The organism is Pseudomonas sp. PAMC 26793, assembly GCF_000313235.1.
Taxonomy (GTDB): domain Bacteria; phylum Pseudomonadota; class Gammaproteobacteria; order Pseudomonadales; family Pseudomonadaceae; genus Aquipseudomonas; species Aquipseudomonas yamanorum.
The window spans coordinates 132638-138899 of sequence record NZ_AMXG01000010.1 but is presented as its reverse complement, the minus strand read 5'-3'; the positions used below and the strand labels follow the sequence as shown (position 1 = coordinate 138899).

General features: G+C 62.9%; 5 protein-coding genes. 1 reads left to right on the top strand and 4 read right to left on the bottom strand.

The features are described 5' to 3' along the window. Window positions 1-457 precede the first annotated feature (457 nt). Window positions 458-1360 (top strand): LysR family transcriptional regulator, encoded by a 903-nt coding sequence (locus D109_RS0102095; RefSeq protein WP_017475444.1) that lies wholly within the window; start codon window positions 458-460, stop codon window positions 1358-1360. Between the two features lie 9 nt (window positions 1361-1369). On the opposite strand, the gene D109_RS0102090 is transcribed toward D109_RS0102095, so the two are convergent. The 4 genes from D109_RS0102090 to D109_RS0102075 all read right to left on the bottom strand — a co-directional run bounded on the left by D109_RS0102090 (window position 1370) and on the right by D109_RS0102075 (window position 6150). Then, window positions 1370-2716: an OprD family outer membrane porin gene (locus D109_RS0102090; protein WP_017475443.1), complete on the bottom strand. Its 1347-nt coding sequence runs from the start codon at window positions 2714-2716 to the stop codon at window positions 1370-1372. Between the two features lie 101 nt (window positions 2717-2817). Continuing rightward, window positions 2818-4170, bottom strand: a complete 1353-nt coding sequence (locus D109_RS0102085; RefSeq protein ID WP_017475442.1) for a citrate-proton symporter — start codon at window positions 4168-4170, stop codon at window positions 2818-2820. 94 nt (window positions 4171-4264) lie between these two features. Continuing rightward, a complete protein-coding gene (locus tag D109_RS0102080) occupies window positions 4265-5653 on the bottom strand; it encodes an amidase (RefSeq protein WP_017475441.1) in 1389 nt (462 codons plus the stop codon). Window positions 5654-5943: 290 nt separating this feature from the next. After that, window positions 5944-6150, bottom strand: coding sequence for a hypothetical protein (locus D109_RS0102075; protein WP_017475440.1), 207 nt, complete (start codon window positions 6148-6150; stop codon window positions 5944-5946). Window positions 6151-6262: the final 112 nt, after the last annotated feature.

Sequence of the window (6262 nt, the reverse complement as noted above, 5' to 3'; positions counted from 1 at the left end):
CGCGAGCAAGCCCGCTCCCACAGAAAAGCAGCTCTGCTTTCGCTCTGGTTTTTGCTTTTGCTTTTCAACACTCAAGCCGGCCGGTAGGCCGCTGTGCTCTTGCTTTTGATCTTGATCTGACTGCCCCAATAAGCCCGAGGCCGAACGCAGGTATTGCGGAGCGGGTAAACCGGCAGGACGCCGGTTTAGCCGCGCCGGGCCAAGGATGGCCCGTCGCGGCGGCCCGCTTCGCGGTGGCGGAGTGAGGGAACGCCGAGCCACAGCGAGGCGCCGACAGGCGGGGCAGAGCCCTTTGCTTACTTTGGGCCGGGCCGGCATTCCGGCTTTTCCAAAGTGAGCCGCTGTAAGAGCGGAACCATAAGCCGCCGTGACCGAAGAAACGGATATGTACACATGCATGGCGCAGTAATTGCGTACCCCCCCCCAAACCCCAACCCCAAAAAAAGGAGCAACCCCCATGCAACTACGCGCCTTGCGATATTTCCACGAGGTCGCCCGCTGCGCCTCCCTGCGTAAGGCAGCCGAACGTCTATACGTCACCCCAACCGCCGTCAGCCGTCAGATCGAACACCTGGAACACTTCTTCGGCGCCGCCCTGATTGAACGCGGCCCCCGCGGCATCCGCCTCACCGCCGAGGGCGAATGCCTGGCCGAACAAGTCACCTCAACCCTGCGCGGCCTCGACCAGGTGCGCGAAGTCATTGCCAGTCGGCAAAGCCAGGTGGCCGGTAACATCAGCATCCATGTGTCAGAAAGTATCGTGTCCACCGTACTCGCCCCGGTACTCGCCACCTTCTACCGCGCCCATCCCAAGGTCACCTTCAACATCGTAATCGCCAGTGCATCGGCCACCCTCGACGCCCTGTGCAGCGGCGAGGCAGACCTGGGCCTGGCGTTCTACCTGCAAGAACGCGCCGACGTCGAAGTCACTGCCCATTGCCAGCTGTGGCACCGGGTGCTGGTCAGCGCCGAACACCCCTTCGCCCAACGCGAAAGCATCGAATTGAGCGAACTGGAAGGCCAGCCCCTGGCGATTCCCGACTCGGCCTACGGCGTGCGTCAGGCCCTGGAAGTGGCTGCGAAAAAACGCGGGGTCACCCTCGAACCGGTGTTCACCACCAGCTCCCTGGAAGTGCAGAAGAGCCTGGCCCGACAACGGGCAGCGGTGCTGATTTTGCCCCAGGTCGAGGCAGACGTGCGGGACTTGGGCGACGGCCTGGTCGCCGTGCCGATCGCCGATGAAGACCTCGGGCGCATCCGCATCGACTTGTGCGTCTATCGCAACCGCCCCCGTTCGGTGGCGGTGCTCAAGTGCCAGGAAATGCTGGCGGGGGCGATGCAGCGTTGTTCGCTGAACTGAGCCTGAGCCTCAGAAGAGGTTGATCGGCACATTGGCGACCAGGCGGAACTCGTCGTAGCTGCCGTCAATCTGCCCGCCGCTGGCGCGGTGGTTGTAGACGATGGTGCGCAGTACGGTGTTCTTGAGTGTTCCGGACTGGATCACGTAGGCCACCATCAAGCCGTTTTCGTTGTGCTTGGCGCCATCCAGGCTGCGCACGTTGTAGCCGGTGTTGTGGCCGTTGCGGTCGCCGTCGTAATGGGTGCCGTCGATGTTCCAACCCTTGGCGTGCCACAGGCTGGCGGTGAGGCCGGGCACACCGTAGGCGGCGAAGTCCAGGTCATAGCGCAACTGCCAGGACTTTTCGTTGGGACCGTTGTAGTCCGAGTACAGCGAGTTGGCCATGTAGTTGCCGGTGGACTCCCACACGTAGTCGAAGTATTCGTTGCCGAATACCTGCTGCCAGGCCAGGGTCAGGCTGTGGGCCAGGTGCGTGGCGGTGAAGGCCAGGCTGGCGGCGTTGTTGTCGATGTAGCCGAGGTTTTTGTCGCCCGAGTCACTGGTGTGGTAGTAGTTGAAGGCGGTCTTCAAGGCGATTTCGCTTTTGTCGCCGATGCGGTGAGTCAGGCCGACGTAGGTCTGGTCCCACATGTCTTCGAAGCGTGAGGCGTAGACGCTGGCTTCCAGCCCGTAACCCGGTTTGACCGTGGCCCCCAGGTAGCTGATGCGCGGGCCGCTGTAGGCACGGTTGCCAAAGGTGGTGGTGAGCTTTTCGGCACCGGTGCCGGTGCGCGGAATCGCCCGCTCGAAGCTGCCGCCCTGCACCGACAGCCAGTCGAATTCGTTGCTGAACAGGCCCACGCCCTGGAAGCTGGAGGGCAGGGCGCGGTTGTCCTTGTAGCGCAGGATCGGGTTGTCAGTCATCAGTCTGCCGGCCTTGATCTCGGTGCTGGACAGGCGCAAACGCACGTCGCCCACACCCAGGCGGCTCCAGGTGGGAATCGCATCGCCATCGCCGTCTACCAGCACCCGGTCGCCGCCATTGGCCACCTTGCCATGGCCGCGTTCCAGGTTGACCGCGCTGAAGATTCCCGCATCCACGCCCACGCCAATCAGGCCCTGGGTGTAGCCGGAGCTGTACTTGAGCATGCTGGTCTGCACCCAGGTTTCCCGTACACGGGTGGGCTCGATGCCGCCGGGTTTCTTGATGCTCAGGTGGGTAGTGCGCTTGGTGTGCTGGTTGGAATAGTAGTGGCGCAGGTTAAGGTCCAGGGTGCTGCCTTCGAGGAAGCCTGGTGCACTGGCTTGAGCGTTCTCTTGGGCGAAAGCCTGGGTGCTGGACGCCAGGGTGACGGCCAGTAAAAGACGTGAATACATGGTAAATCCCCATACAAATCAGACGTAAGGCGACCGTCCCGGCAGACCCTCGGGCGCTGCCGGTCAGTGGCGAAAAGACGCGGGACAGTGGGAAAAGGTATTCAGCGAACCGAAGCTTCTGTGAGCCGGGTTTCGCGGGCCGGGCTGCCGGGCAGCGACGGGCGGGTTTCCTTGGCGAACCAGGCGGCGGTGAGGCACACCAGGTTGGCGATCAGCAGGTACCAGACCGGTGACATTGGATCGCCGGTGGTGCCGATCAGCCAGGTAATGATGATCTGCGCGGTGCCGCCAAACGCCGCCACACCGAAGGCGTAGACGATGGAGAAACCGGTGGAACGCACGGATTTCGGGAAGCTTTCCACCAGCAGCACGATCAACGCCGCGCCGCTCATGCCGTGCAGGCCCGAGAGTACCGCGAGGGTCAGCAGGAAGGTCGCCGGGCTGGGGTGTTCGGTCATCAGTTGCAGGGCCGGGAACAGGATCAGCAGCAACACCACCCGCGGTGTCATCAGGATCACCCGGCGCCCGAAGCGGTCGCAGAGCATGCCGCCGGCCACCGCGCACACGGCCATGGCGGCGCCGGCCACCAGGGTCGAGAGCATGGAGATGCTGGTGGGCAGCTTCAGCTCGGTGAGGGCGAAGGTGGTCATGTAGTTGAGGAAGTACTGGGTGATGGTGCTGCCGGAAAGGATCAGCAACCCCAGTACCAAGGCCCGTCGGTGCTTGCCGCAGACTTCCCGCACCAGGTCGCCGGTGCTGGTCTTTTCGCCGTGGCCGTGGAAGGTTTCGGCGAGGTTGCGGCGGATGTAGATGCCGATCGGCAATACCAGCAGGCCGAACACAAAGGGTACACGCCAGCCCCAGCTGTTGAGGTCTTCCGGGGACATGACTTTGGTCAGGGTGAACCCTACCAGCCCGGCCACCATGGCCGCGACGCCCTGGGCAACCACTTGCCAGCAGGCGTACGTCCCGCGTTTGTGGGGCGGCGCCGCTTCGAGGATGTAGGTGGTGGCGGGGCCGGCTTCACCGCCCCAGGCCAGGCCCTGGATCATGCGGGTGAGCACCAGCAGGATCGGCGCCGCGATGCCGATGGTCTCGTAGCCGGGCAATATCGCGATGCTGCCGGTGCCCACGGCCATCATCACCAGGGTCAACAGCATCGCCGGTTTGCGCCCGACGCGGTCGGCGTAGGCGCCGATCAGCACCGCGCCCAGGGGCCTGACGATAAAGCCGATACCGAACGCGGTGACCGACAGCATCAAGCTGACGAAGGCGCTGTCGGACGGGAAAAACGTGTGGCCGATCATCACCGCAAAGGTTGCGTACACACCAAAGTCGAAAAACTCCACGGCGTTACCCAGGACCACGGCAAAAATGCTCTTTTTGCCGGCGTCCGGGGGCAGTGTTTCGGGTGCGTGATCAGGATCGGATCGTGTCAATTGCTCAGTGTGCATACCAGCCCCTCGATTTTAGTTATAGGTCGTCCAAGCTCCCGGCCGTGTAGGCCCGGAGCTGGCGTGTGGGTGGGCAGTTATTACAGCGTCAAAGTCAGGAAGGATTCGGCCAGTGGTGGATTGCGCCACGCCAGCTCTCGTAGGTTTTAGCGATTTGCAGCAGCCATTGATCGGCGAAACGCGGGGCGATCATCTGCAAGCCGATGGGCATGCCATCGGCGGCGAAACCGCAGTTGATCGACAGCGCCGGTTGTTCGCCCATGTTCCAGGGCACCGTGAACACGATGTGTTCGAACGGCCGTTGCGGGTCGTTGCTGGGTGAAGGCCACTCAGCGGGGAAGGCGTTGACTTGGTTGGTGGGGGAGAGCACCAGGTCGAGTTCGGTGAACACCTGCGCGGCGCGGCGGCGCATCTCGAAGGTCTGGTTGAAGCCTTTAACGGCCTGTACGCCACTGATCTCGGCGCCTGGCGCGGCCCAGTCGCGGATATACGGCAAGACCTTGTCGAACTGCTCGCTGCTCAACGCGGACAAGTCGCCCCACTGCCGGGCGCGCCAGAAATGATCGAGGCCGTCGAGTTGTGCCCGGTCCATGATCGGCGGGATCAGCGTGACCTTGGCGCCATGGGCTTCGAACAGCCGTGCGGCGTGTTCCACCGCTTCACACACGAAGCCTTCAGGCTGCATGCCCACGCCAGGCTCGAGCATCAGGCCGACCCGCAGGCCCTTGACCGACAACGGTTGGTTGCTCCACTGGGTGGCGAGTGGCGGCAGGCTGGTGGCGTCGCGGGCATCGGGGCGGGCCAGGTGTTGCATCAGCAGCACGCAGTCGTCGACGGTGCGGGTCATGGGCCCGGCGGCGCGGCCGGTGTAATACGGGTCGATGGGAATGCGCCCCAGGGTTGGCTTGAATCCCACCAGGCCACACCAGGCAGCGGGCAGGCGCACCGAACCACCGATGTCGGTGCCCACGTGCAGTGGGCCGTAACCGGCGGCGGCCGCAGCGGCGGCACCGGAGCTGGAACCGCCAGTGTTGTTGGCGGTATTCCACGGATTGCGGGTGATGCCGTGGAAGCTCGACAGGCCGGAAGACAGCATGCCGAAATCCGGGTTGGTGGTCTTGGCCAGGATAATCGCGCCTGCTTCACGCATACGGGCTGCGGGCGGTGCGTCCCTGAGGGCCGGGGTCAGGCGGGTGGCGGCGCTGCCGAGGGGGATAGGCACACCTTCAGTGGCGATCAATTCCTTGAGGGTCACCGGTACGCCGTCGAGGGAACCGTTGGGCTGGCCCTTGTTCCAGCGCTCGGTGGAGGCCTGGGCCTGCTGGCGTACCTGTTGCGGGTCGAAGGCATAGAGCGCGTTGATCTGCGGCTCCCAGCGGTCGATATGGGCCAGGAGCTGGTCGTAGTAGTCGATGGGCGCGAGTTGCCGGCTGGCGAATTGCGCCAGCAGTTCGGCGGCTGTAAGGGTATGCAGGTCAGTCATCGAACGCTTCCTTGTGATGGGCCGGCTGGCTCATGGCGGGTTGCAGTAGGGACGACTATATAAACCTCGGTGTGACGCGGCCATCACAATCGGTGCAGTTCAGTGTTGCGTTTTTGTGTGCACTGAAACCCGAGGCAACGCGCTTGCCAGGCTGGCGACGACCAGGCAAACCAGCCCCAGTCGCGCAACATTCAGATAGAGTAACTGCCCTTCAAAACGGTGCAGCCGGCAGTAGTAATAAGGATGCTTGATACACACCAGATAACCGCTGACCAGTAACGGAAAAATGATCAGCAGGCCCAGGAATCATTGGCCTCCATTTTGCGGACTTGGCGAATCGCTTCCTTGTAGGCCTCGGACTCCATGACCTCTTCGGCGGAGACTGAAATGCCCCATTCTCCCTCAATCCTCATGGTCCTTTTTGACTTGATGGCTGCCACCGTATCCAAGTCATCCTGAGTCGGCTTACCGGCAGACAACGAATACAATCCAAACATGGCGACGACCTCGAAAAGATATAGTCGTTTTTATAGCAAGCGAGCTTGAGGCCCGCCATTGATGGGCGGTGTGCCGGCGTCGCCAGTTCCCGTAGGAAACGTCTCCATTCAC

What these genes read in the sequence shown, in the direction of transcription:
- D109_RS0102090 (WP_017475443.1), bottom strand. Translation starts at nt 2,716, where the DNA reads ATGTATTCACGTCTTTTACTGGCCGTCACCCTGGCGTCCAGCACCCAG.
- D109_RS0102085 (WP_017475442.1), bottom strand. Translation starts at nt 4,170, where the DNA reads ATGCACACTGAGCAATTGACACGATCCGATCCTGATCACGCACCCGAA.
- D109_RS0102075 (WP_017475440.1), bottom strand. Translation starts at nt 6,150, where the DNA reads ATGTTTGGATTGTATTCGTTGTCTGCCGGTAAGCCGACTCAGGATGAC.
- D109_RS0102095 (WP_017475444.1), top strand. Translation starts at nt 458, where the DNA reads ATGCAACTACGCGCCTTGCGATATTTCCACGAGGTCGCCCGCTGCGCC.
- D109_RS0102080 (WP_017475441.1), bottom strand. Translation starts at nt 5,653, where the DNA reads ATGACTGACCTGCATACCCTTACAGCCGCCGAACTGCTGGCGCAATTC.